The 22,418-nt window shown below is 72.3% G+C and carries 25 protein-coding genes; 15 read left to right on the top strand and 10 right to left on the bottom strand.

Annotated elements, in window-relative coordinates; all coding sequences use genetic code 11:
- Positions 1-49 precede the first annotated feature (49 nt).
- From lipA to SCK26_RS26945, 5 genes are all read left to right on the top strand, one after another.
- On the top strand, positions 50-1,015 hold the full coding sequence (gene lipA / locus SCK26_RS26965) for a lipoyl synthase (protein ID WP_318203923.1): 966 nt from the start codon (positions 50-52) through the stop codon (positions 1,013-1,015).
- Positions 1,016-1,259: 244 nt separating this feature from the next.
- Positions 1,260-1,457 carry a hypothetical protein gene (locus tag SCK26_RS26960; RefSeq protein ID WP_318203922.1) on the top strand — a complete coding sequence of 66 codons (198 nt, stop codon included), beginning with the start codon at positions 1,260-1,262 and terminating at the stop codon, positions 1,455-1,457.
- Positions 1,458-1,536: 79 nt separating this feature from the next.
- Positions 1,537-2,238 carry a DUF4191 domain-containing protein gene (locus tag SCK26_RS26955; RefSeq protein WP_318203921.1) on the top strand — a complete coding sequence of 234 codons (702 nt, stop codon included), beginning with the start codon at positions 1,537-1,539 and terminating at the stop codon, positions 2,236-2,238.
- A gap of 122 nt (positions 2,239-2,360) precedes the next feature.
- Positions 2,361-3,446: a nitrous oxide reductase family maturation protein NosD gene (locus SCK26_RS26950; RefSeq protein WP_318203920.1), complete on the top strand. Its 1,086-nt coding sequence runs from the start codon at positions 2,361-2,363 to the stop codon at positions 3,444-3,446.
- Between the two features lie 112 nt (positions 3,447-3,558).
- Positions 3,559-4,554, top strand: coding sequence for a methyltransferase (locus tag SCK26_RS26945; protein ID WP_318206098.1), 996 nt, complete (start codon positions 3,559-3,561; stop codon positions 4,552-4,554).
- Between the two features lie 76 nt (positions 4,555-4,630).
- On the opposite strand, the gene SCK26_RS26940 is transcribed toward SCK26_RS26945, so the two are convergent.
- Genes SCK26_RS26940 through SCK26_RS26910 form a run of 7 tightly spaced genes read right to left on the bottom strand, consistent with a single transcriptional unit; the run spans position 4,631 to position 9,811 of the window.
- A complete protein-coding gene (locus tag SCK26_RS26940) occupies positions 4,631-4,963 on the bottom strand; it encodes a TcmI family type II polyketide cyclase (RefSeq protein ID WP_318203919.1) in 333 nt (110 codons plus the stop codon).
- A gap of 21 nt (positions 4,964-4,984) precedes the next feature.
- On the bottom strand, positions 4,985-5,464 hold the full coding sequence (locus tag SCK26_RS26935) for an SRPBCC family protein (RefSeq protein WP_318203918.1): 480 nt from the start codon (positions 5,462-5,464) through the stop codon (positions 4,985-4,987).
- 1 nt (position 5,465) lies between these two features.
- Positions 5,466-5,720 (bottom strand): acyl carrier protein, encoded by a 255-nt coding sequence (locus SCK26_RS26930; protein ID WP_318203917.1) that lies wholly within the window; start codon positions 5,718-5,720, stop codon positions 5,466-5,468.
- A 22-nt stretch (positions 5,721-5,742) separates the two neighbouring features.
- Positions 5,743-6,987, bottom strand: a complete 1,245-nt coding sequence (locus tag SCK26_RS26925) for a ketosynthase chain-length factor (RefSeq protein ID WP_318203916.1) — start codon at positions 6,985-6,987, stop codon at positions 5,743-5,745.
- A 9-nt stretch (positions 6,988-6,996) separates the two neighbouring features.
- On the bottom strand, positions 6,997-8,256 hold the full coding sequence (locus SCK26_RS26920) for a beta-ketoacyl-[acyl-carrier-protein] synthase family protein (protein ID WP_318203915.1): 1,260 nt from the start codon (positions 8,254-8,256) through the stop codon (positions 6,997-6,999).
- Entirely contained in the window at positions 8,253-8,693 is a 441-nt protein-coding gene (locus tag SCK26_RS26915; protein ID WP_318203914.1) for a cupin domain-containing protein, read from the bottom strand. Before SCK26_RS26915 ends, SCK26_RS26920 begins: the two co-directional genes overlap by 4 nt.
- Positions 8,694-8,728: 35 nt before the next feature.
- Positions 8,729-9,811 carry a SchA/CurD-like domain-containing protein gene (locus SCK26_RS26910; RefSeq protein ID WP_318203913.1) on the bottom strand — a complete coding sequence of 361 codons (1,083 nt, stop codon included), beginning with the start codon at positions 9,809-9,811 and terminating at the stop codon, positions 8,729-8,731.
- A gap of 204 nt (positions 9,812-10,015) precedes the next feature.
- Between SCK26_RS26910 and SCK26_RS26905 the strand changes: the two genes are divergently transcribed.
- The gene (locus tag SCK26_RS26905) at positions 10,016-11,674 is read left to right on the top strand and encodes an FAD-dependent monooxygenase (RefSeq protein WP_318203912.1); all 1,659 of its coding nucleotides are present in this window, start codon (positions 10,016-10,018) and stop codon (positions 11,672-11,674) included.
- 82 nt (positions 11,675-11,756) lie between these two features.
- Here SCK26_RS26905 and SCK26_RS26900 read toward each other — a convergent pair whose 3' ends face one another.
- Positions 11,757-12,224 carry an RDD family protein gene (locus tag SCK26_RS26900; RefSeq protein WP_318203911.1) on the bottom strand — a complete coding sequence of 156 codons (468 nt, stop codon included), beginning with the start codon at positions 12,222-12,224 and terminating at the stop codon, positions 11,757-11,759.
- A 210-nt stretch (positions 12,225-12,434) separates the two neighbouring features.
- Between SCK26_RS26900 and glnA the strand changes: the two genes are divergently transcribed.
- The 4 genes from glnA (at position 12,435) to pspAB (ending at position 16,728) form a co-directional block, all read left to right on the top strand.
- Positions 12,435-13,844: a type I glutamate--ammonia ligase gene (gene glnA, locus SCK26_RS26895; protein WP_189752547.1), complete on the top strand. Its 1,410-nt coding sequence runs from the start codon at positions 12,435-12,437 to the stop codon at positions 13,842-13,844.
- Positions 13,845-13,996: 152 nt separating this feature from the next.
- Positions 13,997-14,254 carry a hypothetical protein gene (locus SCK26_RS26890; protein ID WP_318203910.1) on the top strand — a complete coding sequence of 86 codons (258 nt, stop codon included), beginning with the start codon at positions 13,997-13,999 and terminating at the stop codon, positions 14,252-14,254.
- Between the two features lie 75 nt (positions 14,255-14,329).
- Positions 14,330-15,250, top strand: coding sequence for a zinc metalloprotease HtpX (htpX, locus tag SCK26_RS26885; protein WP_318203909.1), 921 nt, complete (start codon positions 14,330-14,332; stop codon positions 15,248-15,250).
- 893 nt (positions 15,251-16,143) lie between these two features.
- Positions 16,144-16,728 carry a PspA-associated protein PspAB gene (pspAB, locus tag SCK26_RS26880; RefSeq protein WP_318203908.1) on the top strand — a complete coding sequence of 195 codons (585 nt, stop codon included), beginning with the start codon at positions 16,144-16,146 and terminating at the stop codon, positions 16,726-16,728.
- Between the two features lie 19 nt (positions 16,729-16,747).
- Here pspAB and SCK26_RS26875 read toward each other — a convergent pair whose 3' ends face one another.
- Complete coding sequence (locus tag SCK26_RS26875) at positions 16,748-17,020, bottom strand: hypothetical protein (protein ID WP_318203907.1); 273 nt, start codon at positions 17,018-17,020, stop codon at positions 16,748-16,750.
- Between the two features lie 172 nt (positions 17,021-17,192).
- Between SCK26_RS26875 and SCK26_RS26870 the strand changes: the two genes are divergently transcribed.
- The gene (locus SCK26_RS26870; protein ID WP_318203906.1) at positions 17,193-17,933 is read left to right on the top strand and encodes an alpha/beta hydrolase; all 741 of its coding nucleotides are present in this window, start codon (positions 17,193-17,195) and stop codon (positions 17,931-17,933) included.
- Positions 17,934-17,979: 46 nt separating this feature from the next.
- On the opposite strand, the gene SCK26_RS26865 is transcribed toward SCK26_RS26870, so the two are convergent.
- Positions 17,980-18,294, bottom strand: coding sequence for a hypothetical protein (locus tag SCK26_RS26865; RefSeq protein ID WP_318203905.1), 315 nt, complete (start codon positions 18,292-18,294; stop codon positions 17,980-17,982).
- A 220-nt stretch (positions 18,295-18,514) separates the two neighbouring features.
- On the opposite strand from SCK26_RS26865, the gene SCK26_RS26860 reads away from it, so the two are divergent.
- The 4 genes from SCK26_RS26860 (at position 18,515) to SCK26_RS26845 (ending at position 22,408) form a co-directional block, all read left to right on the top strand.
- Entirely contained in the window at positions 18,515-18,883 is a 369-nt protein-coding gene (locus SCK26_RS26860) for an arsenate reductase family protein (RefSeq protein WP_318203904.1), read from the top strand.
- A 281-nt stretch (positions 18,884-19,164) separates the two neighbouring features.
- A complete protein-coding gene (gene glnII / locus SCK26_RS26855; protein ID WP_318203903.1) occupies positions 19,165-20,196 on the top strand; it encodes a glutamine synthetase in 1,032 nt (343 codons plus the stop codon).
- 531 nt (positions 20,197-20,727) lie between these two features.
- Positions 20,728-21,318 (top strand): winged helix-turn-helix domain-containing protein, encoded by a 591-nt coding sequence (locus SCK26_RS26850; RefSeq protein WP_318203902.1) that lies wholly within the window; start codon positions 20,728-20,730, stop codon positions 21,316-21,318.
- Between the two features lie 61 nt (positions 21,319-21,379).
- Positions 21,380-22,408, top strand: coding sequence for an NAD-dependent epimerase/dehydratase family protein (locus tag SCK26_RS26845; protein ID WP_318203901.1), 1,029 nt, complete (start codon positions 21,380-21,382; stop codon positions 22,406-22,408).
- Positions 22,409-22,418: the final 10 nt, after the last annotated feature.

The following is a 22,418-nucleotide window of genomic DNA, read 5'->3' as shown; positions in this document are numbered from 1 at the left end:
CGGGCGTACCCTGGTGTACGCCGAAGAATCGAAGTCACAGGGAGCCGACGTGTCCGCAGTCTCACCGGACGGACGCAAGATGCTGCGCCTGGAGGTCCGCAACAGCCAGACCCCCATCGAGCGCAAGCCCGAGTGGATCAAGACCCGGGCGAAAATGGGCCCCGAATACACGAAGATGCAGAACCTCGTGAAGAGCGAGGGCCTGCACACGGTGTGCCAGGAAGCCGGCTGCCCGAACATCTACGAGTGCTGGGAGGACCGCGAGGCGACCTTCCTCATCGGCGGCGACCAGTGCACCCGGCGCTGCGACTTCTGCCAGATCGACACCGGCAAGCCCGAGGCGCTCGACCGCGACGAGCCGCGCCGCGTGGGCGAGTCCGTGGTCACGATGGACCTCAACTACGCCACCATCACCGGCGTCGCCCGCGACGACCTGCCGGACGGCGGCGCCTGGCTGTACGCCGAGACCGTGCGCCAGATCCACGCCCAGACGGCGGACCGCGCGGACGGCCGGACGAAGGTGGAGCTGCTCGCCCCGGACTTCAACGCCGTCCCCGAGCAGCTGGCCGAGGTGTTCGACTCCCGCCCCGAGGTCTTCGCGCACAACGTCGAGACGGTCCCCCGGATCTTCAAGCGGATCCGCCCCGGCTTCCGCTACGAGCGCTCCCTGAAGGTCATCACCGAGGCCCGTGACTTCGGCCTGGTCACCAAGTCGAACCTGATCCTCGGCATGGGCGAGACCCGCGAGGAGGTCGGCGAGGCGCTGAGGCAGCTGCACGAGGCGGGCTGCGAGCTGGTCACCATCACCCAGTACCTGCGCCCGTCCGTCCGGCACCACCCGGTGGAGCGCTGGGTGAAGCCGCAGGAGTTCGTGGAGCTGAAGGAGGAGGCCGAGCAGATCGGCTTCTCCGGTGTGATGTCCGGCCCGCTGGTGCGCTCCTCCTACCGCGCCGGACGGCTGTACCAGATGGCCGTCGAGAAGCGGGGTGCGTTCATCGCCGCCCAGGCGGTGTGAGACCCGCGGTGTGAGCCCGCGCGTGTGAATCGCCGCACACATCGCTACCGACCGGTAACGGCCGAGTCGACGCGGTCCCGGCCGTCCTCGCTGATGAGGGCGGCGGCGGGGCCGCGTCGGCGTTCCGGCGCCCGCTCCGAGGGGTTCACGACTGTTTGACCGGTCGGTCACGTCCTGGTAACACCAGACAGTGACCCTTGGTGTCATGCCCCTATCTCCACCGCTTCGAGGGGGGATCCCGCTCATGCAGGCAGCACCCGTGCGTGCCACCGCCATCCCGTCCTTCACCGACGCGCTCCGCCGCGTCGAGTCCCTGCTGCTGAGCGGCGGCCAGCGCACCGCCCGCCGCAACGCCTGGACCTCCGTCCTGGAGGACCGCCGCCGTGCCCAGGACCGGGTCGAGGCCCAGCGGTTCCTGGAGCAGGCCGCCGGCCGCTCCTGACGCCCCGCCCCCGGCCCCGACGCGGGCCCGCCGGGCACTGCCGTCGTCGGCACTCCCGGGGGCACGTAGACTTCGTGGCATGGCGAGGAAGGAAACCGCGGCGGACGCCGCGAATGCCGGGCGACTGAAGCAGATCGCCCTGACGTACCAGATGACCCGCAAGGTCGACAAGAAGATCGGTCTTGTACTCGCGGCCGTCGGCATCGGCGTCCTCGGTGTCTTCCTCGTGATCGGCTTCCTGCTCGGGCACCCGGTCTACCTGGGCATCTTCGGTCTGCTGATCGCCCTGCTGGCGATGGCCATCGTGTTCGGCCGCCGCGCCGAGCGAGCCGCCTTCGGCCAGATGGAGGGCCAGCCGGGCGCCGCCGCGGCCGTGCTGGACAACATCGGCCGGGGCTGGACGACGACTCCGGCGGTGGCGATGAACCGCAGCCAGGACGTGGTGCACCGGGCCGTCGGCAAGGCCGGCATCGTGCTGGTCGCCGAGGGCAACCCGAACCGGGTGAAGAGCCTGCTGGCCGCCGAGAAGAAGAAGATGAACCGCATCGTCGCGGACGTGCCGGTGCACGACGTGATCGTGGGCACCGGCGAGGGCCAGGTCGAGCTGAAGAAGCTGCGCACGACCCTGCTGAAGTTCCCGCGGGTGCTGACCGGTCCCCAGGTGACCGCCACCAACGACCGGCTGCGCGCGCTCGGCGACCTGATGAGCAACATGCCGCTGCCGAAGGGCCCCATGCCCAAGGGCATGAAGCTGCCCAAGGGCGGACCCCGGGGACGCTGACCGCACCCCGTACGCCATCGACGAGGCCCCGCACCCCCCGAGGGTGCGGGGTCTGTCGTTGACACGCCACCGAACGGAGCATCCGGCGGGTAATCAGCTCATCGGCTCCTAGCCTTCGGAATGTGACAAAACGCCATATTACGTACCTCGCATGCGCCACGGCCCTCGTCGGTGCGTTCGCCGGCGCCGCTCCGGCGTCGGCGGCCCACCAAACCCTCGTGGTGCATCCGGGCGAGTCCATCCAGAAGGCGGTGAACGCCGCCCGGCCCGGCGACACCGTGCTGGTACTGGCCGGCACCTACCACGAGAGCGTCACCGTGCGGACCGCCGCGCTGACCCTGCGGGGCATGGGCCCGCTCACCGTCATCCGGCCGCCCGCGGGGGCCAGGGCCGCGGCGCCCGCGAAGGGCGCCGTCCCCACCTGTTCCGGGGCCGGCAACGGCATCTGCGTGGTCGGCGGCAAGAACAGGGCCCTGCGGGACGTCACCGTCGCCGATCTCCAGGTGACCGGCTTCGCCAAGGTCGGCCTGTGGTCCATGGGCACCGACCGGCTGACCGTGACCGGAGTGAGCGCCGACGACAACGGCCAGTGGGGCATCGCCCAGGAGCACTCCACCCGGGGCGTCTTCCGGCATGACGCCGCCCGGCGCAACGGCGACGCCGGCCTGTTCCTCGCCAACAGCGTCAAGGCCGAGCAGGGCGCCAAGGACAGCAAGGGCACGGTGGTCGAACACACGCGGCTGGAGGGCAACCGGATCGGTCTCACCGTCCGTCGGCTGCGCAACCTCACCGTCCGGCGCAACCACGTCACCGGCAACTGCGCCGGTGTGTTCGTCGTGGGCGACGAGAACAAGCCCCGGGCGGGCGCGCTGACCGTGCGCGCCAACCTGGTCGAGCGGAACAACAAGTACTGCCCGAAGACCGCCCGGCTGCCCTACCTCCAGGGCTCCGGCATCGTGCTCACCGGCACCGAGAAGGCCCTGATCTCCGGCAACACCGTCACCGGCCACTCCGGCAAGTCCCCGCTGTCGGGCGGCATCGTCCTGTTCAAGAGCTTCGTCGGCGCCGCCAGCGAGCAGAACCGCATCACCGGCAACCACCTGTCGGCCAACTCCCCGGCGGACCTGGTCAACCAGGAGGCCGCGAAGAGCCGCAACGCCTTCGACCACAACACCTGCCGCGCCTCCAGGCCCGCGGGCCTGTGCTGACCGGACAGCCGTACCCGACCCACGCAAGGAAGGAAGGCGGCCCATGACCGCACCATCCCCCGCGCTCTCCACCGCGCCGGAGCCCGGGGCACCCCCGACCCCGCCGCCGTCGATGCGGCTGCGCGAACTCGTGTTCGGGGCGGCCTGCGCCGCCGCCGTCCGCGCCGCCGCCCGGCTCGGCGTCGCCGACGCCCTCGGTGACGCCCCGATGACCGTGCAGGGCCTGGCGGCGGCCGTGCACACCGAGCCCGGGCCGCTGCGCCGGCTGCTGCGCGCACTGTCCTGCTACGGCGTCTTCGCCGAGCGGCCCGACGGCACCTTCGCCCACACCGAGATGTCCCGGCTGCTGCGCGAGGACGACCCGAACAGCCTGCGGGCCATCGCGCTGTGGTGCACCGAGCCCTGGACCTGGGACGCCTGGCCCCGGCTGGACCGGGCGGTGCGCACCGGCCGGAACGTCGTGGAGGACCTGTACGGCAAGGAGTTCTTCGCGTACCTCAACGAGGACGCCCCGGAGTCCGCCGACGTCTTCAACCGGGCCATGACCCGCTCCAGCGAGCAGTCGGCCCGGGAGGTCGCCGCGCTGCTCGACCTGTCCGGCAGCGCCTCGGTCGCCGACCTCGGCGGCGGCCAGGGTCACGTGGTGGCCAGCCTGCTCGACAAGTACCCGGCCATGCGCGGCTACCTGCTGGACCTGCCGCGCGTGGTGGACAACGCCCTGCCGCGGCTGCGCGAGGGCGGCGACCTGGCCGGCCGGACGCGGATCGTGCCGGGCGACATCCGCGAGGCCGTCCCGGTCAAGGCCGACGTCTACATCATCAAGAACATCCTGGAGTGGGACGACGAGTCCACCACCCGGCTGCTGCGCAACGTGGTCGAGGCCGGCGGCCCCGGCACCCGGGTCGTCGTGATCGAGAACCTGGTGGACGACACGCCGTCCATGCGGTTCAGCACCGCCATGGACCTGCTGCTGCTGCTCAACGTCGGCGGGGCCAAGCACACCACCGCCGGCATGACCGGCCGGCTGCGGGCGGCGGGCCTGGAGGTCGACGGCATCGCGCCGGTCAACCCCTTCCTGCACGCGTTCGATTGCACGGTTCCCGCGTGAGCGCACTCCCCCACGGCACACCGGTGCCGGGTCCGCGTCGGACGCGGGCCCGGCACCGGTGCTCCGGACGAGGGTGTCAGACTCCGGTGTCGCGCTGCCAGACGTAGAAGCGCTGGGCCATGGCGTCCTTCGGGGACCGCCAGGTCTCGGGGTCGTACGCGCTGACGTACGCCGACAGCCGCTCGCTGACCTCCTTGAACTCGGGGTGCGAGGTCACCTTGGCGATGGCCGGTCCGGGCTCGCGTTCGGACTCGATGAGGTGCATGTACACATCACCGAACTGGAAGAGGCTGCGCCGGACCACCCCGACGAGGTGCGGCAGCTCTCCGCGGTCGGACTCCGCGAACACCTTGGCGATGTCCGGGGCGGAGCCCGGGGCCATCCGGGCGACGATCAGGGCCTGGTGCACGGTCGTCTCCTGTCGTCCGGCTCAGTCGGCCAGCGCCGGGGCGGGCCGCTGTCCGGCCGCCGCCTTCTCGATCTTGTCCCGGATGAGGGCCAGCTGGACCTTGGAGTTCTTGTTGATGTTGTCGGTCATCCAGTCGTCGTCGACCGGCGCGTCCGGCTTCATCGCGAAGTCCTGGACCCACACCATCCGGGTGCCGGCCGGGACCTCCTCGTAGCTCCAGTGGATGTGCATGTGGGCGAAGGGGCCGGTCTCCACGCGGCGGGCCGTGACGGTGAGGGAGTCGCGGTCCGGCTCCCGCTCGGAGACCCAGCTCCACACGGTGCCGTTCTCGTCCGGGTGCATGGTGAGCCGGAACGTGGTCTTCGCGCCCTCCCGCTTGAGGACCTCCACCGACGCGTACTCGCTGAACAGCTGCGGCCAGCGCTCCAGGTCGTTGGTCATGTCCCAGACCAGGTCCAGCGGGGCGGCGATGGTGATCTCGTTCTGGGTGTGTCCTGCCATGTCAGGCTCCTGCCATCAGGGTCGTGTTGACGAGGTTGAGGAACTGCTGAGGCGTCTTGCAGCGTTCGGCGTCGACCGGCATCGGGGTGCCGTGGGTGTTCTCCAGCTCGCCGACGATGCCGAGCAGGCCGAGCGAGTCGACTCCGAGGACGTCGAAACCGGTGTCCGGCTTCTCGGTCAGCTGTTCCGGGCTGACGGTGACCCCGGCGGCCTTCTTCATCAGCGCGGCGAGTTCTTCCACGGTGATCTGCGGCATGCGCTTTCCTCCTTTGCTGTGCTCACTGCCTGGTGCCGGCTCGCAGCACCAGCGCCGAGTTCGACCCCATGAGTCCGCGGCTGAGCACCAGTGCCGTGCGCGGTGCGGCGGGCCGGGCGCGGCCCGTCACGAGGTCGAGGTCGTGGCAGACGTCGAAGACGTTCGGCGTCGGCGGGATCAGGCCGTACTCCATTGCCAGCACGGCCGCGGCGGTGTCCAGCACCGGGGCCGCGCAGTAGCCGCGGCCGAACCCGGTCTTGGGGGCGGTCACCGGGACCCGGGTGCCGTGGGCGCCGAGGGCGTCGACGATCGCCAGCGCCTCGGCCCGGTCGGCCTCCGGTACTCCGAGGGCGTCGGCGAAGACGACGTCGATCTCCTCGGGGGCCGAGCCGGCCTCCGTCAGGGCCCGCCGGATGGCGTGCGCGAGTCCGTCGCGGGAGTCCGCCCAGCGGGAGGCTCCGGTGAAGGTGGCCCCGTGGCCCGCGACGACGGCCCGGACGTCGGCGCCGCGGGCCCGGGCGGTGTCCGCCGCCTCGACGACGAGCATGGCGCCGCCCTCGGCCGGCACGAATCCGCACGCCCCGTCGGTGAAGGGCCGGTAGGCCCGGGCGGGGTCGGTCTCGCGGCTCAGCTCCGCGTAGCCGAGCTGGCAGACCATCGAGTACGGCGCGAGCGGCGCCTCGGTGGAGCCGGCCACGATCACGTCGGTGCCGCGGCGCACCGCCCGGGCCGCGTGGGCGAGGGCGTCCAGGCCGCCGGCCTCGTCGGAGGCGACGACCGAGCACGGCCCCTTGAAGCCGCGGCGGATGGAGACCTGGCCGGTGCTCGCGGCGTAGAACCAGGCGATGGACTGGTACGGCCCGACGAACCGGCTGCCCTTGCCCCACAGTCGCTGCAGTTCGCGCTGGCCGAACTCGCCGCCGCCGGATCCGGCGGCGGTGACCACGCCGATCGAGTACGGCGCGTCCGGGATGCCGGACGGTCCGAGCCGGGCGTCGTCCAGCGCGAAGTCGGCCGCGGCCATGGCGTAGTGCGTGAACCGGTCGGTCTGGACGAGGAAACGCTCCTCGATGGTGGCCGCCGGGTCGAAGGCGCGGACCTCACCGGCCACCTTCAGGGGAAGGTGCTCGCAGCCCTCGCGGGTGACCCGGTCGAGGACGCTGAGGCCCTCCTGGGTCGCCTTCCAGAAGGTGTCGGTGCTGGTGCCGTTGGGCGCGACCACTCCGATGCCGGTGATGGCCGCCTGCCGGTCCTTCGGTTCGCTCATCGTGTGTCCTCACTCCCTCGGCCGGGTCAGGATCACCGCGGACTGGAATCCGCCGAACCCGCTGCCCACGGACAGCACGCTGCTCAGCTTCCGTTCGCGGGCGACACGCGGGACGTAGTCCAGGTCGCACTCCGGGTCGGGGATCTCGTAGTTCGCGGTCGGCGGTACGACCTGCTTGGCGAGGGCCAGCACACAGGCGACCAGTTCGATGGCGCCGATCGCCCCGAGGGAGTGCCCCACCATGGATTTGATGGAGCTCATCGGGGTGTCGTAGGCGTGGTGGCCGAGCGCCCGCTTCACGGCCGCCGTCTCGTGGCGGTCGTTCTGCCGGGTGCCGGAGCCGTGCGCGTTGACGTAGTCGATCGCCGTGGGGTCGAGCCGCGCCTGGCCGAGGGCGGACTCGATGGCCCGCGCCATCTCCAGGCCCTCCTTGGTCAGGCCGGTCATGTGGTAGGCGTTGCCGAAGGTGGCGTAGCCGCCGAACTCGCAGTACACATGGGCACCGCGGGCCCGGGCGTGTTCCAGCTCCTCCAGGACGAGCACCGCGCCGCCCTCGCCCATGACGAAGCCGTCACGGTTGTTGTCGAAGGGCCGGGAGGCGTGCGCCGGGTCGTCGTTGTTCGGGCTGGTGGCCTTGATCGCGTCGAAGCAGGCCATGGTGATCGGGGATATCGGGGAGTCCGAGGCCCCGGCGACGCATATGTCGGCGCGGCCCTCCTGGACGGTGTGGAAGGCGTAGCCGACGGCGTCCAGGCCGGAGGTGCAGCCGGTGGAGACGGTCTGCACCGGACCCCGTGCGCCGAAACGTTCCGCCACGGCGGAGGCCACGGTGCTCGGGGAGAACGCCCGGTGCAGCTGCGGCTCGGCCTCGGTGTGGTCGACGTCCCAGCGCTGCCCGCGATGGCTGACCAGGACGTAATCGTGCTCCAGGCGGGTGGTGCCGCCGACGGCGGTGCCCAGGGAGACACCGACCCGCCAGGGGTCCTCGCGGGCGAGGTCGAGACCGGAGTCGCGGACCGCCTCCTCGCCGGCGACCAGCGCGAACTGTATGTACCGGTCCGCCCCCTGGACCTGCTCGGCGTCCAGGCCGTACGCGGCCGGGTCGAAGTCGCACTCGGCGGCGATCCGGGACCTGAGCCCGGTCGGGTCGAAGAACGTGATGCCCCGCGTCGCGGTACGGCCTTCGGCCAGCAGGTCCCAGAACGCCGGTACGCCGATCCCGCCCGGAGCGACGACGCCTATGCCGGTGACCGCCACGCGCCGGGTCATGAGCGGACCTGTTCCCGGCCGGCGGGCTCGGCGACGGCGGCCACGGGCCGGGCCGTCTCCTCGGTGTCGACGTGGCCGAGGGCCGGCCGCGGGGCGAGCGGGCCCAGGTGGAAGACGAGCCGCGCCTCCACGTTGCCGACGTTGCGGAACCGGTGGCGCATGTTGATCGGGATCATCAGGCCCTGCTCGGGCCGCAGCGGGTGCGGTTCGCCGTCCAGGTCCACCTCCAGCTGCCCGCACAGGACGTAGACGAACTCCTCGGAGTAGGGGTGGTAGTGCTCGCCGATGCGGTCGCCGGGCCGGACGATGGCCACGCCCATGAAACCGCTGGTGGCGCCCACCGTCGTGGGGGTGAGCATGGCGCGCAGATCACCGCCGCGCCGGGTGTTGGGCTCGATCTCGCTCAGGTCCACGATCTTCGGAAGGGGTGTGATCACGGTGTTCCTCCGTTGGTTGGGCCGGCCTGCGGGGGTCAGGCGTCGGGCGAACGGCGGTCGGTGACGAGGTCCATGGCGACGGGCTCGCCGTCCAGCAGGGCCTCCAGCGCGGCCGGGTGCCCGGGCTCCGGCGAGGCGGCCCGGGCGCCGAGGCCGGGGCGTACGTCGAGCAGCCGCACCACGACGTCGTCGCGCTGGAAGATCGTGCTGCGCAGGACGGGGCTGTCCGGGTCGTCCGCCGCCGCCTCGTCCTGCTGGGCGAGCAGCTCCGCCAGCCGCATGCCGTCGCCCGGCCGGGCCGGGTAGTACCGGGCCAGCCGCTCGCCCTCGGTCAGCTCCTCCGCGGTGACGTGGTGCACGGCGGGCAGCGCCGCCCGGGTGAAGAACACCCGCGCGGACTCCTGGTCGTCCAGGTCCCGCTCCTGCTCCAGATAGGGGTTGATGGCCTCCTCCACGGCCCGCACCTCGGGCTGCCGGGCGACATGGCGCAGCGCCGCGAGCAGGTCGCCGCGCACCTCGATGGCCCGCACCACCCGGTTGCCGTGCATGAACAGGGAGGTGCGGCACAGCCGGGTGGTCTCGTCGACCCGGGCCCGGGGCGAGGCGTAGCCCGCCAGGATCCGCTTCACCTCCTGCTCGCTGCCGGGCCGGACCGTGAAGGTGAGCGCGTGCCGGATCACGCCGTCGCCGATCCGCGGGGAGGACTGCAGGCGGCGGCGCGCGGCGGAGGCGCCGGCCCCTCCCCCGGTCTCGCGGACGACGTGGAAACGCAGCGACCGGGTGTCCCGGACGCAGCTGTGCAGCGGCTCCACCATCCGCACGTGCTCCTCGCTGTTGACCCAGGTGAGGAACGGCGGGGCGCTCTCCCATTCGCTGGTGATGAGCCATTGGGAGGGGTTCTCGATGGACTGGCACAGCTGGTCGCTGACGTGGCCGGGAACCTGCGCCACCTGGTTGCACAGCTGTTCGTAGGCCTCCAGGAACTGCTGCTGGGCGCCGTCGTGGACGTCCACGAGGAGGACGACCCGCAGGCGGGAGCCGTCGAACACCGACTGGGAGACCCGCTTCGACACCTGGCGCGTCGACGGGGCCGAGGGCTTTTCCGACAAGGTGGTCATGCTGCGCACATCTCCTTCACGGGGGCAGAGGCGGACGCCGGCGGCCGAATGACGCGACGTCAGCGCTTCTTGATCCTGTGCCGCTTCCCCCGCGTCGCGCGACTCGCGTGAACCACGCGGGTGATTGCGCACGCGAAAGCCGTCCCACAGGGCACACAAACACCAATGCGCCCCCGCATCCCGAACCCTGCCTCTGGAGCCCTGATGCAGCAGAAAGCCGATCACCGGGTGCCCGTCCTCGTCGTGGGCGGCTCCCTGGTGGGCCTGTCCCTCTCCCTGTTCCTGGGCCGTCTCGGCGTACCGCACATGCTCGTCGAGCGGCATTCCGGGACCTCGATCCACCCGCGTGGCCGCGGCAACAACCTGCGCACGATGGAGCTGTTCCGGGTGGCCGGCATCGAACCGGACATCAAGGCGGCGGCCTCGCTGCTCGCGGACAACCACGGCATCCTGCAGACCCCCACCCTGGTGGGTGACGCCGGCGAGTGGCTGTTCCGGCACATCGACCCGGGCGGCGGGCTCGCGAGGTTCAGCCCCACCACCTGGTGCCTGTGCAGCCAGAACGACCTGGAGCCGGTGCTGCTGAAGGGGGCCCGGGCGCTCGGCGGCGACCTGCGCTACCACCACGAGCTGGAGTCCTTCTCCCAGGACCCCGAAGGAGTGACGGCGTTCGTCCGGGACCGTGACAGCGACGAGCTGTACCGGGTCCGCGCGGACTACCTGGTGGCCTGCGACGGCCCGCGCAGCCCGGTGCGGCACCGGCTCGGCATCGGGCAGAGCGGACCCGGCGACCTGTTCGCCAACGTCAGCATCACCTTCCGGTCCAAGCTGCTGGCCGAGACCGTCGGCGACCGGCACTTCATCTGCTGCTACCTCACCAACCCCGAGGCCGACGGCGCGCTGCTGCCCGTCGACAACAAGGAGCACTGGGTCTTCCACGCGCCCTGGCACCCGGAGCACGGCGAGCGGCTGGAGGAGTTCACCGAGGAACGGCTCCAGCGGCACATCCGGCTGGCCGTCGGGGTGCCCGACCTGGACATCGAGATCACCGGGAAGGCGTCCTGGCGCGCGGCGGAACGGGTGGCCGAGCGGTACACGGCCGGCCGGGTGCTGCTCGCCGGGGACTCGGCCCACGAAATGTCACCGACCGGCGCGTTCGGCTCCAACACCGGCATCCAGGACGCGCACAACCTGGCCTGGAAGCTGGCCGCCGTGCTCGACGGCTGGGCCGGCCCCGGCCTGCTGGAGACCTACGACACCGAGCGCCGGCCGGTCGCGCTGGCCACCAGCGCCCGCGCCTCGGCCCGCTCCGTGGAGCACAGCCACCCCGGTTTCGCCCCGACCCCGGGCGTCGGCGGCGGTCCGCGCAGCGGCATCCTCCCGGTGGTCCTCGCCTACCGCTATCCGGCGGGCGCCGTCCTGGACGCCGACCCGGCCCAGCCGGTCGTACCCGACGAAGTGCGGCTGACCGCGGACCCCGGCAGCCGGGCCCCGCACCTGTGGCTGCGCCGGGCGGACCGGCGGCTCTCCACGATCGACCTCTACGAACGCTCGCTCGTCCTCCTCAGCGACGCCGGCTCGGCCGCCGGCGCGGCCTGGCAGTCCGCCGCGCGGCGCGTCGCGGACGCGGACGGCGTACGCCTGCGGGCGTACCGCATCGGCACCGGCCCGGACGCCGACCTCGCCTACGACGGCGAGGGCCCCGGCGGCGGCACCGACTGGGCGTCCCTGCACGGCACGACGGCCGACGGAGCGGTCCTGGTCCGCCCGGACGGATTCGTGGCCTGGCGCGCGGCCGGCGCCGCGCGGGACCCGGAGGCGGAACTGCGGCGGGCGCTGAGAGCGGTGCTGCGGCGGGGGTGAGGCATGGAAGACGGGACGCCGGAGGTCGCCCGCGCCGCGTGGCACGGGTGGCCTTCCTGGCCGCGGGCGGGTCTCACGCGCGTCAGATGCGGACTTCGACCGTCCGGGCGAGGCGGTCGTGCAGGCCGCGGCCGTCGCGGTCCCAGACCAGCGCGGGGATCGCGAGGCACAGCAGGGCCGTGCGCAGCAGGGCTCGGCCCGGGCTGACCGTGCCGGTGCTCAGGGCCACGACCCGGATGCCGAAGAGCCGCTTGCCGGGCGTGCAGCCGACCGTGCCGACGGTGAGCGCGCTCAGCACGAAGAAGACGCCCAGCGCCCAGTTGCTCGTGACCGCCCCGTTGCCGTGCGTGATCAGGCCGTATGCGATCAGGACGCACAGCGCCCAGTCCACGGCGAGCGCGCCGAGCCGCCGTCCGGGCCGTGCGATCGAGTTCGGCCCGTCCTCGGGCAGACCGAGCTGCTCGCCCCGGTAGCCGAAGTCGGCGCCCGCCTCTTCCATGGCCGCGCGCGGGCCGGAGAGCCACGATCCGATTGCCTGCCTGTTGTCCACCCGTCCACGGTACTGCGCCCGGTTTCGGACACTACGCGCAGGGGTGTGCGGGGGCTACGGTGGACATGTGGCCGGTTAACTTCTGCGAAACAAACGGGTCACGCCTGAGAAATCACCCATCCCTAGGGTCGAGACCAGCGTGTGCCACCGCACTGGCCGCACGAACGATCTACCACCCCGGCGAGGACGGTCGGGAGTAGGAGGAGCTGGATGTTCCAGAACGCCGACGAGGCCAAGAAGTTCATCGCGGACGAGGACGTCAAGTTCGTCGACGTCCGCTTCTGCGACCTGCCGGGCGTCATGCAGCACTTCACGGTGCCCGTTGAGGCGTTCGACCCGGACGAGGAGCTGGCCTTCGACGGATCGTCGATCCGCGGTTTCCAGGCCATCCACGAGTCCGACATGGCTCTGCGTGCCGATCTGTCCACGGCCCGTGTCGACCCGTTCCGCCGGGACAAGACCCTCAACATCAACTTCTTCATCCACGACCCGATCACGGGCGAGCAGTACTCCCGTGACCCGCGCAACGTGGCGAAGAAGGCGGAGGCGTACCTGGCGTCGACGGGCATCGCCGACACCGCGTACTTCGGCCCCGAGGCCGAGTTCTACGTCTTCGACAGCGTGCGCTTCGCCACCTCGGCGAACGAGTCCTTCTACCACATCGACTCCGAGGCCGGCGCCTGGAACACGGGCGCGCTGGAGAACAACCGCGGTTACAAGGTCCGCTACAAGGGCGGTTACTTCCCGGTCCCGCCGGTCGACCACTTCGCCGACCTGCGCGCCGAGATCTCCCTGGAGCTGGACAAGCAGGGCCTGAAGGTCGAGCGCCAGCACCACGAGGTGGGCACCGCCGGCCAGGCGGAGATCAACTACAAGTTCAACACGCTGCTGGCCGCCGCCGACGACCTCCAGCTCTTCAAGTACATCGTGAAGAACGTGGCGTGGCGCAACGGCAAGACCGCGACCTTCATGCCGAAGCCGATCTTCGGTGACAACGGCTCGGGCATGCACGTGCACCAGTCGCTGTGGAGCAACGGCGACCCGCTGTTCTACGACGAGGCGGGCTACGCGGGCCTGTCGGACATGGCCCGCTACTACATCGGCGGCATCCTCAAGCACGCTCCGTCGCTGCTGGCCTTCACCAACCCGACGGTGAACTCGTACCACCGTCTGGTGCCGGGCTTCGAGGCGCCGATCAACCTGGTGTACTCGCAGCGCAACCGCTCGGCCGCGATGCGTATCCCGATCACGGGCTCCAACCCGAAGGCCAAGCGCGTCGAGTTCCGCGCGCCCGACTCCTCCGGCAACCCCTACCTCGCCTTCTCGGCCCTGCTCCTCGCGGGCCTGGACGGCATCAAGAACAAGATCGAGCCGGCCGAGCCGATCGACAAGGACCTGTACGAGCTGGCTCCCGAGGAGCACGCGAACGTCGCCCAGGTCCCGACCTCGCTGAACGCCGTCCTCGACGCGCTGGAGGCCGACCACGAGTTCCTCCTCCAGGGCGACGTGTTCACGTCCGACCTGATCGAGACGTGGATCGACTTCAAGCGCACCAACGAGATCGCTCCCCTCCAGCTCCGCCCGCACCCGCACGAGTTCGAGCTCTACTTCGACGTGTGATCGACCCGCGCACCACAGCCGAGGCCCCGGCGCTCCCCGCGAGCGCCGGGGCCTCGGCCTTGCGCGGACTGTGCAACCTTTCCGGCTTCCCAGACTTCCTATTGTCGGAGGATCATGCCTCCGGAGTGTCGGACGAGAGAGGTTGTACGGGGATGGCGGAACAGGACGACTGGGAGCACGAGTTCGATCACGCGTGGGCGAACTCGGCCGAGCACAAGGAGCCCTCCGCCCGGGCCCGGATGCTCGCGGCCCGCTGGAAGGAGAACCCGCCGGAGCCGGCGCCCTTCCGGGCGGACCCGGACCCGGTGGGCCCGCGCCGGTCGTCGTGGGTGTCGACGGCCGTGGTGCTCGGCTGCGTGGCCGCGGTGATCGTGCTGCTGGGGTACGCGCAGGTGCGCTCCCCCTACTGATCCCTCTGCCCACCGGGCAGCGGCGGGTGCACACTGGACAGGCGGGGCGAGTGCCTGACTGCGGGGTGAGGCGAGATGCGGAGCCGGTTCCGAAGTGATCGGCGGCTGACCGTGCGCATGGGCCTGACGCTGTTCCTGCTCGGTCTGCTGTACGTGGGCTTCGTCGCGGCGCTGATCGTGCTGCTGAGGTCCTGGGTGCTGGTCGCCGTCCTGGTCGGGGCGCTGTTCGTGGCCCAGTTCTGGTTCTCCGACCGGATCGCGCTGTTCGCGATGCGCGGCCGGCCCGTGACCCGCGAGGAGTATCCCGAGCTGCACGCCGTCGTCGACCGGCTGTGCGCGATCGCGGACCTGCCGAGGCCCGTGGTCGCGGTGTCCGGGATGGACATGCCGAACGCGTTCGCGACCGGGCGCGGTCCGGATCACGCCGTGGTCTGCGTGACCACGGGACTGCTCCGCCGGCTGGAGCCCGCCGAGCTGGAGGGCGTGCTCGCGCACGAGCTGTCGCACGTCGCGCACAAGGACGTCGCCGTGATCACGGTGGCGTCCTTCCTCGGCGTGGTCGCGGGCCTGGTCGTCCGGTTCGCCCTCTACTCGCAGATCTTCGGCGGGGGCCGACGGGACCAGAACACGGCCGTCGTCCTCGCCGCCGTCATCGGCGTCTCGGCGGCCGTGTACGCGATCAGCTTCGTGCTGATCCGGGCGCTGTCCCGGTACCGCGAGCTGGCGGCCGACCGCGCGGCGGCACTGCTGACCGGCCGGCCCTCGGCGCTGGCGGCGGCGCTCACCAAGGTCTCCGGCGAGATCGCGCGGATCCCGACGAAGGACCTGCGGACGGCGCAGGCGTTCAACGCGTTCTACTTCACCCCGGCGACCGGCCGGGAGCCCGGCATCGAGCGCTTCTTCTCCACCCACCCCACCCTGCGGCAGCGGCTGGATCAGCTGGGCCGCATCTCGGTGGAGCTGGGCGAGACGGCCGCCCCGGGCAAGGCGGGCTGACCGATGAGAACGAGCCGACCACGGGCGGAAGCCGACCGGACGAACGAGACCCGGCCAGGCGGAACCCGCTGGCGGGCCGAGGCCGAACAGACGGGTCCGGCCGGCCTGACGCGGGCCGCCGGCCGGACACGGGAGGCGGACCGGACAGGGGAGGCCGACCGGACGCGGGAGGTCGCCCCGGCGCGGAAGGCCGACTGGACACGGGCCGCTCACCCGACAGGGGCCGCCGGCCGGACACGGCAGGTCACTCGGATGCGGCAGGCCCACCGGACACGGCAGGGCCGCCGGACGCGGCAGGCCGACCGGACGCGGGAGGTCGCCCCGGCGCGGAAGGCCGAGTGGACACGGGCCGCTCACCCGACAGGGGCCGCCGGCCGGACACGGCAGGTCACTCGGATGCGGCAGGCCGACCGGACGCGGAAGGACGAGCGAACACAAGCCGCCGACCGGACCCAGGTCGACCCGACGCCGGCCGCCAACCGGACGCGGAAGGCAGACCAGACGCGGAAGGCCGACTGGACACGAGCCGCCAACCCGACGGCCGTCGGCCGGACACGGCAGGCCCACCGGACGCGGGAGGTCGCCCCGGCGCGGAAAGCCGAGTGGACACGGGCCGCTCACCCGACAGGGGCCGCCGGCCGGACACAGCAGGTCACTCGGATGCGGCAGGCCGACCGGACACAGCAGGCCCACCGAACGCGGGAAACCGACCGGACACAGCAGGCCCACCGGACGCGGGAAACCGACCGGACACGGCAGGCCCACCGGACGCGGGAAACCGACCGGACACGGCAGGCCCACCGGACGCGGGAAACCGACCGGACACGGCAGGCCCGCCGGACGCGGGAAGCCGGTCCGGGTCGGTGTGGGTGGTGGGTGGGAGGGGGCTGAGCGTGCGGTTGCTGGACGTTCTGCTGGGCCGCTCCCGGCCGGTCGCGCCCGATCTCGACCGGCTGTTCGCGCTGCCGTCGGCGGCGGTGACGCTGGAGGCGGCGGCCGGTTTCGGGCCGACGGGAAGCGGAGCGGTATGCTTCGCCACCGTGGAGGGCGCGGCCTTCGAGCGGCTCTGCGCGGAGGTACGGGCACTGCTGGACGCGGACAGCGACCGCACCGGCCCGCCGGTGGAACCGCTGCGGGACGCCTACGGCTACTCCTGGCTGGTCTCCCGCCGCTCCCCCGATCAGCTGCCGCAGCTCGTGGCCGACCTGCACGCGGTGAACGGCTCGCTGGAGGCGGCCGGCTTCGGACCGCAGCTGCTGTGCTCGCTGGTCTCCTTCACGGACGGCTCCGGGCGGCGGCTGGCGCTCGTGTACCTCTACAAGCGCGGCACCTTCTATCCGTTCGCCCCGCTGCCCGGTGCCGCCGAGCGGCGGGACACCGCGCTGGAGCTGCGGCTGAAGGCGGCCCTCGACGGTGATCTGCCCGTCGAGCCGGACCTGGGCCGCTGGTTCCCGGTGTGGGCCGCCCCCGGCCTGTGACGGCCGGCGGCGGCCCCGCTCACCGCGCCTTCTCCCGCTCCTGCCGGCGGGCCTCGAAGGGCCGCTCCCGGCGGTAGCGCCGCTCCCAGCGGGCCTGGCGGTCCCGGCCCTCCCGGTACGCCCGGTAGCTGTCGGGCGTACCGGGGCCGGGCGCGGGCGGGGCCGCGCCCGGAGAGCCGCGTCCGTGCGTCGCGTACAGGTACAGCAGCGCCACGGCGGCGAGCCACCAGAGATGGTCTCCGATTCCGAGGATCACCAGGACGACGGTCCCGGTCGCGAGAATGCCACGCATGACGGACCTCCGTGGGTGAGTCGGCAGGGGATGCGGAGCGTGTCTGGTTCGTCTCCGTACGTACAGCCTAGGGAGGGCACGATCACCGGCGCATCCCGTTTTCCACGCGCCCCGCGGTGGTCGCCGAGGGGCTCCCGCGGGCGCGGAAGGGCGCCGTGAGTAAATGGCCCGCATGGACCAACTCCCCACTTTCGCTTACGCGTACGACGGTGAACGGCTCAGCGGGGCGGTCGCCGGTCCGGCCGGACGGGCCACGGCGGTCCTGCTGCACGGCGCGGGCAACGGCAGCAAGGAACGGCTGCTGCCGTTCCTCGCCGACTTCGCCGGCCAGGGCTGCCGCGCCCTCGCCTTCGACTTCTCCGGGCACGGCGACAGCACCGGCGCGCTCGCGGAGCTGAGCCTGCGCCGCCGGTACGAGCAGGCGGTGGCGGTGCTCGACGCGCACGCGCCGGCGGGCGACCCGCTGATCGTGATCGGTTTCAGCATGAGCGGGCAGACGGTCGCGGACCTCATGGAGCACTACGGGCGCCGGGTCGCGGCCGTGGGTCTGTGCGCGCCCGCCGTCTACGCGCCAAACGCCTGGGACGTGCCGTTCGGCCACGGCGACGGCCGCTTCTCGGAGCTGATCCGCACGCCGGACGGCTGGCGGGACTCCCGCGCCCTGGAGGTGTTCCGTTCGTACACGGGCCGGGCGGTGCTGGCGGTGCCGGGCAACGACACGGTCGTCCCGCGGGTGGTCACGGAGGCCGTACAGCGGGCGCTGTCGGAGCGCGCGCGGTTCTCCCGCCTCGATCTCCCGGACGCCGATCACATCCTGGGCCTGTGGTTCCGCGACCACGCCGGAGACCGGTGGGAGTTGGTGACACGGCTGCTGGCGGGCCTGGACGGGTACCCGGAAGCGCCCCTTCGCTGAAGGTGCCGGGCGCCCCGCACCGACGCGAGGGCGCCCGGCGCGCGGCTCACCGCGAGTAACGCATCAGCGTCCGCACCATGTGGCACGTGGTGTCGGAGGGCGGACGCATGCCGATCCGCTCGGCCGTGCCGCGGATCGTCTCGTTGCGGGCCTGGTCCGGCAGGTAGACCCCGGAGTCGAGCAGGGCTATGGCGAGGCGCATGGCCTTCAGGCGCCGGTTGTGGGTGACGTACCACTCGCGCGGCCGTCCGGCCGGCAGCGGTCGCTTCGCCTCCGGCGCGTAGGGCGAGTCGAACAGCACGGGGTGCTGAGCGGTGGACTGGGTCGGCAACGGCTTCGGCTTGAGGGCGGCAGCGGGCACAGGCATCCTCCTGTCGCGGTCAGACCGGTCGCCGGCGGCCCCGGCGCCCGGTCTCGAACACTGCTTCAATTCTACCGGCGGCCACTGACAATCGACCGGTCGCGAAGTGAAGGAATCCGCAGCTCACACAGGAAGTTGGCGCCGCGTCACGGATGGTGGGGACGTGGCTGCCGGGACGCCGGAAATTCGAACAGAGCGGGTACCGCGTACCGTGTCGCCCATGGAGATCTGGATCAATCCCGCCTGCTCGAAGTGCCGTAGCGCGCTCACCCTGCTCGACGCCGAGGGGGCGGAGTACACCGTGCGGCGGTATCTGGAGGACGTGCCGAGCGAGGACGAGATCAGGGCCGTACTGGACCGGCTGGGCCTCGAACCGTGGGACATCACGCGCACCCAGGAGGCGGCGGCCAAGGAGCTGGGGCTCAAGGAGTGGCCGCGCGACGCGGGCGCCCGGGACCGCTGGATCGCCGCGCTCGCCGGACACCCCAAGCTCATCCAGCGGCCGATCATCACGGCGGACGACGGAACGGCGCTGGTGGCGCGCAGCGAGGAGGCCGTACGCGAGGCCCTCTCGCACACCAAGCGCTGACCACCGCCTCGCGCCAGGGCCGCCGGGAAGGCGCGGTCGCGCCCGGGACGCCGTACACGGCGGCCCGCGGTCGTACGCAACCCGGGCGGCCGGGCCCGCTCCGCCTCACCGCGTGAGCCGCGGCACACAGGCATCAGGTAACACGGGGTTCACATCCGGGCAATGGCCGGGAAACGGCCTGTTGACAGGCTGCCCGCAGTTCGAGCGGCGCCTCAGTGCCGCAGCGCCGCGGCACCCGCGCAGCCGGGTACGCCCGACCCACCCACGAAGGATGTGGCCCCGTGACCTTCAAGGCTGAGTACATCTGGATCGACGGCACCGCGCCGACGGCCAAGCTCCGTTCCAAGACGAAGGTCATCACGGGTGCCCCGGCCGGTCTCGACGCGCTGCCGCTGTGGGGCTTCGACGGCTCCTCCACCAACCAGGCCGCCGGCCACTCCTCGGACTGCGTGCTCAAGCCGGTCTTCACCTGCCCGGACCCGATCCGCGGCGGCGACGACATCCTGGTGCTGTGCGAGGTGCTGGACACCGACCTGACCCCGCACCCGTCCAACACCCGGGCCGCGCTGGCCGAGGTGGCCGAGCGCTTCGCCGCGCAGGAGCCCATCTTCGGCATCGAGCAGGAGTACACCTTCTTCGACGGCTCCCGTCCGCTCGGCTTCCCCGAGGGCGGCTTCCCGGCGCCGCAGGGCGGCTACTACTGCGGTGTCGGCGCCGACGAGATCTTCGGCCGGGACGTCGTCGAGGCCCACCTCGACAACTGCCTGAAGGCGGGCCTCGGCATCTCCGGCATCAACGCCGAGGTCATGCCCGGCCAGTGGGAGTTCCAGGTCGGCCCGCTGGCCCCGCTGGAGGTCTCCGACCAGCTGTGGGTGGCCCGCTGGCTGCTGTACCGCACCGCCGAGGACTTCGGTGTCTCCGCGACCCTGGACCCCAAGCCGGTCAAGGGCGACTGGAACGGCGCGGGCGCGCACACCAACTTCTCCACCAAGGCCATGCGCGAGGGCTACGACGCCATCATCACCGCCTGCGAGTCGCTCGGCGAGGGCTCCAAGCCGCTGGACCACGTCAAGAACTACGGCGCCGGCATCGACGAGCGCCTGACCGGCCTGCACGAGACCGCCCCCTGGGACGAGTTCTCCTACGGCGTCTCCGACCGGGGTGCCTCGGTGCGCATCCCGTGGCAGGTCGAGAAGGACGGCAAGGGCTACATCGAGGACCGCCGTCCGAACGCCAACGTCGACCCGTACGTGGTGACCCGCCTGCTGGTGGACACCTGCTGCGCCGCGCTGGAGAAGGCCGGCCAGGTCTGATCCGTCCCGCGTCACCCGGGGGCGCCCGCCATCACGGCGGGCGCCCCCGCCGCATGCCGTGCGCCGGCACGGAGGAGACCGGCCGGGAACGCCGGCACACGCGCACGGCCCGGCGCCGCTGTCCGGTGAGTGAGACGGCGCACCGGCCGCCCCCGGCCCGTCACCACCCCTCCGACCAGCGCGGAAAGCCGGATTCCGAGGGTGTTTCCGCGTCAATTGCGCACCAAGGAAACGTCCAAGCTGTGAGAGGAGACTCCTGCCCGCGGCGCGGCTCTGCTTCAATGGGAGCATGGCCAGCATCCAGCAGATCACCGCGACGGGTCGCTATGACCTCCAGCCGTTCTGGCCTTCCCGTCAGCACCACGACTTCGACCGTGTGTGTCGCCCCGCGATGAACGCGCGGGCCCTCTAAAGCCGTACCCCCGGCCTTCGGCCAGCGCGAAACGACGTACGTCCGCCGGTGACGCCCGACCACGAATCGGGTCCGCCGCATCTCCCGACGACCTCCTCGCGCGAAAGAGCTGACCTCTCATGGCGACCACCCGTTCCCTCTCCACCGCCACCCTCCCCGCTCCAGCCCCGAACGGCACCCGGCACCGGCTGCGCGCCGTCGACCGGGACGAGGTGGTCGACGTGGCGGACTTCCTGCCGCCGGGCGCCACCTGGCTGCCCGCGCCGCAGCACACCCTGCCCACCCTGCCGGGCCAGCCGCCGATGGTCGGCTACCTGGTGCTGGTCCCCGCCGACCAGCGGCCCCCGTTCCTCCCGGTCGCCGTCCCCGGCCAGCCGGAGCCGGAGACCGCGCGCGCCGAGGCGGACCCCGGCACCGAGCCGCTGGTGCGGATCGACCCCGTGCGACGCACCGCCAGCGTCGACGGCCGCGAACTGGACCTGACCTACCTGGAGTTCGAGCTGCTGGCGCACCTGGTGGCGCATCCGCACCGGGTGCACACCCGCGACCAGCTGGTCACCACGGTGTGGGGCTACGGCCATGTCGGCGACGGCCGCACCGTGGACGTGCACATCGCCCGGCTGCGCCGCAAGCTGGGCGAGGGCCACCGCCAGGCCATCCAGACCGTGCGCCGGGTCGGCTACAAGTACACCCCGCCGACCGCCCGCTGACCCTTCTGCCCTCGGCAGAGCCGCGCGCTCCCACGGGCCCGGACCGGGCAGGATCACCGGCATGAGACTTCTGGTGCTGGGCGGTACGGAGTTCGTGGGACGCGCCGTGGCGGAGGCCGCGCTCGGACGCGGCTGGGAGGTGACCGTCTTCCACCGCGGACGGCACCAACCTCCGGCCGGAGTACGGTCGTTGCACGGTGACCGCACCGCGCCCGACGGTCTCGCCGCGCTCCGTGCCGCCGGGCCGGGCGACGGCTGGGACGCCGTGGTGGACACCTGGTCGGCCGCCCCGCGCGCCGTGCGCGAGGCGGCCCGGCTGCTGCGCGGCCGGGCCGGGCGGTACGCGTACGTCTCCAGCCGGTCGGTGTACGTCTGGCCCTGGCCGCCCGGCGCGGCGGAGGACGCCCCGCTGGTCGACGGCGCCGCCGACGCCGGGGCGCGGGACTACGCGACGGACAAGCGCGGCGGTGAACTGGCCGCCGTCGACGCCTTCGGCGCGGCGGACTCGCTGCTGGTGCGGGCCGGGCTGATCCTCGGCCCGTACGAGAACGTGGGCCGGCTGCCCTGGTGGCTGACCCGGATCGCGCGCGGCGGCCCGGTCCTGGCCCCCGGCCCGCGCGAGCTGCCCCTGCAGTACATCGACGCCCGCGACCTCGCCGGCTGGCTGCTCGGCGCGCTGGAGCGCGGGCTCGGCGGGCCGTACAACCTGGTGAGCCCGCCCGGTCACACCACCATGGGCGAGCTGCTCCGGGCCTGCGTGTCCGCGACCGGCGCGGACGCGGAGCTGCGCTGGACCGAGCCGGAGGCGATCCTGGCCGCCGGGATCGAGCCGTGGACCGAGCTGCCGGTGTGGGTGCCGCCGGGCGGCGAGATGCACGACGCCGTGCACCGCGCGGACGTGTCACGGGCGGTGGCGACCGGGCTGGTGTGCCGGCCGGTGGAGGAGACCGTCGCGGACACCTGGCGCTGGCTGAGCGGGCTCGGCGGCACCGGGCCGCGGCGTTCGGACCGCGGCCGCCCGGGCCTGGACCCCCGGGTGGAGGCGAAGGTGCTGGGCCTGGCCGGGGGTGTACCTGGCACCACCCCCTGACGTGGGGTCC

It is taken from the genome of Streptomyces sp. SCL15-4 (genome assembly GCF_033366695.1).
Taxonomy (GTDB): domain Bacteria; phylum Actinomycetota; class Actinomycetes; order Streptomycetales; family Streptomycetaceae; genus Streptomyces.
The sequence above is the reverse complement of the archived record's forward strand: the minus strand, read 5'-3'. Positions and strand labels throughout refer to the sequence as shown.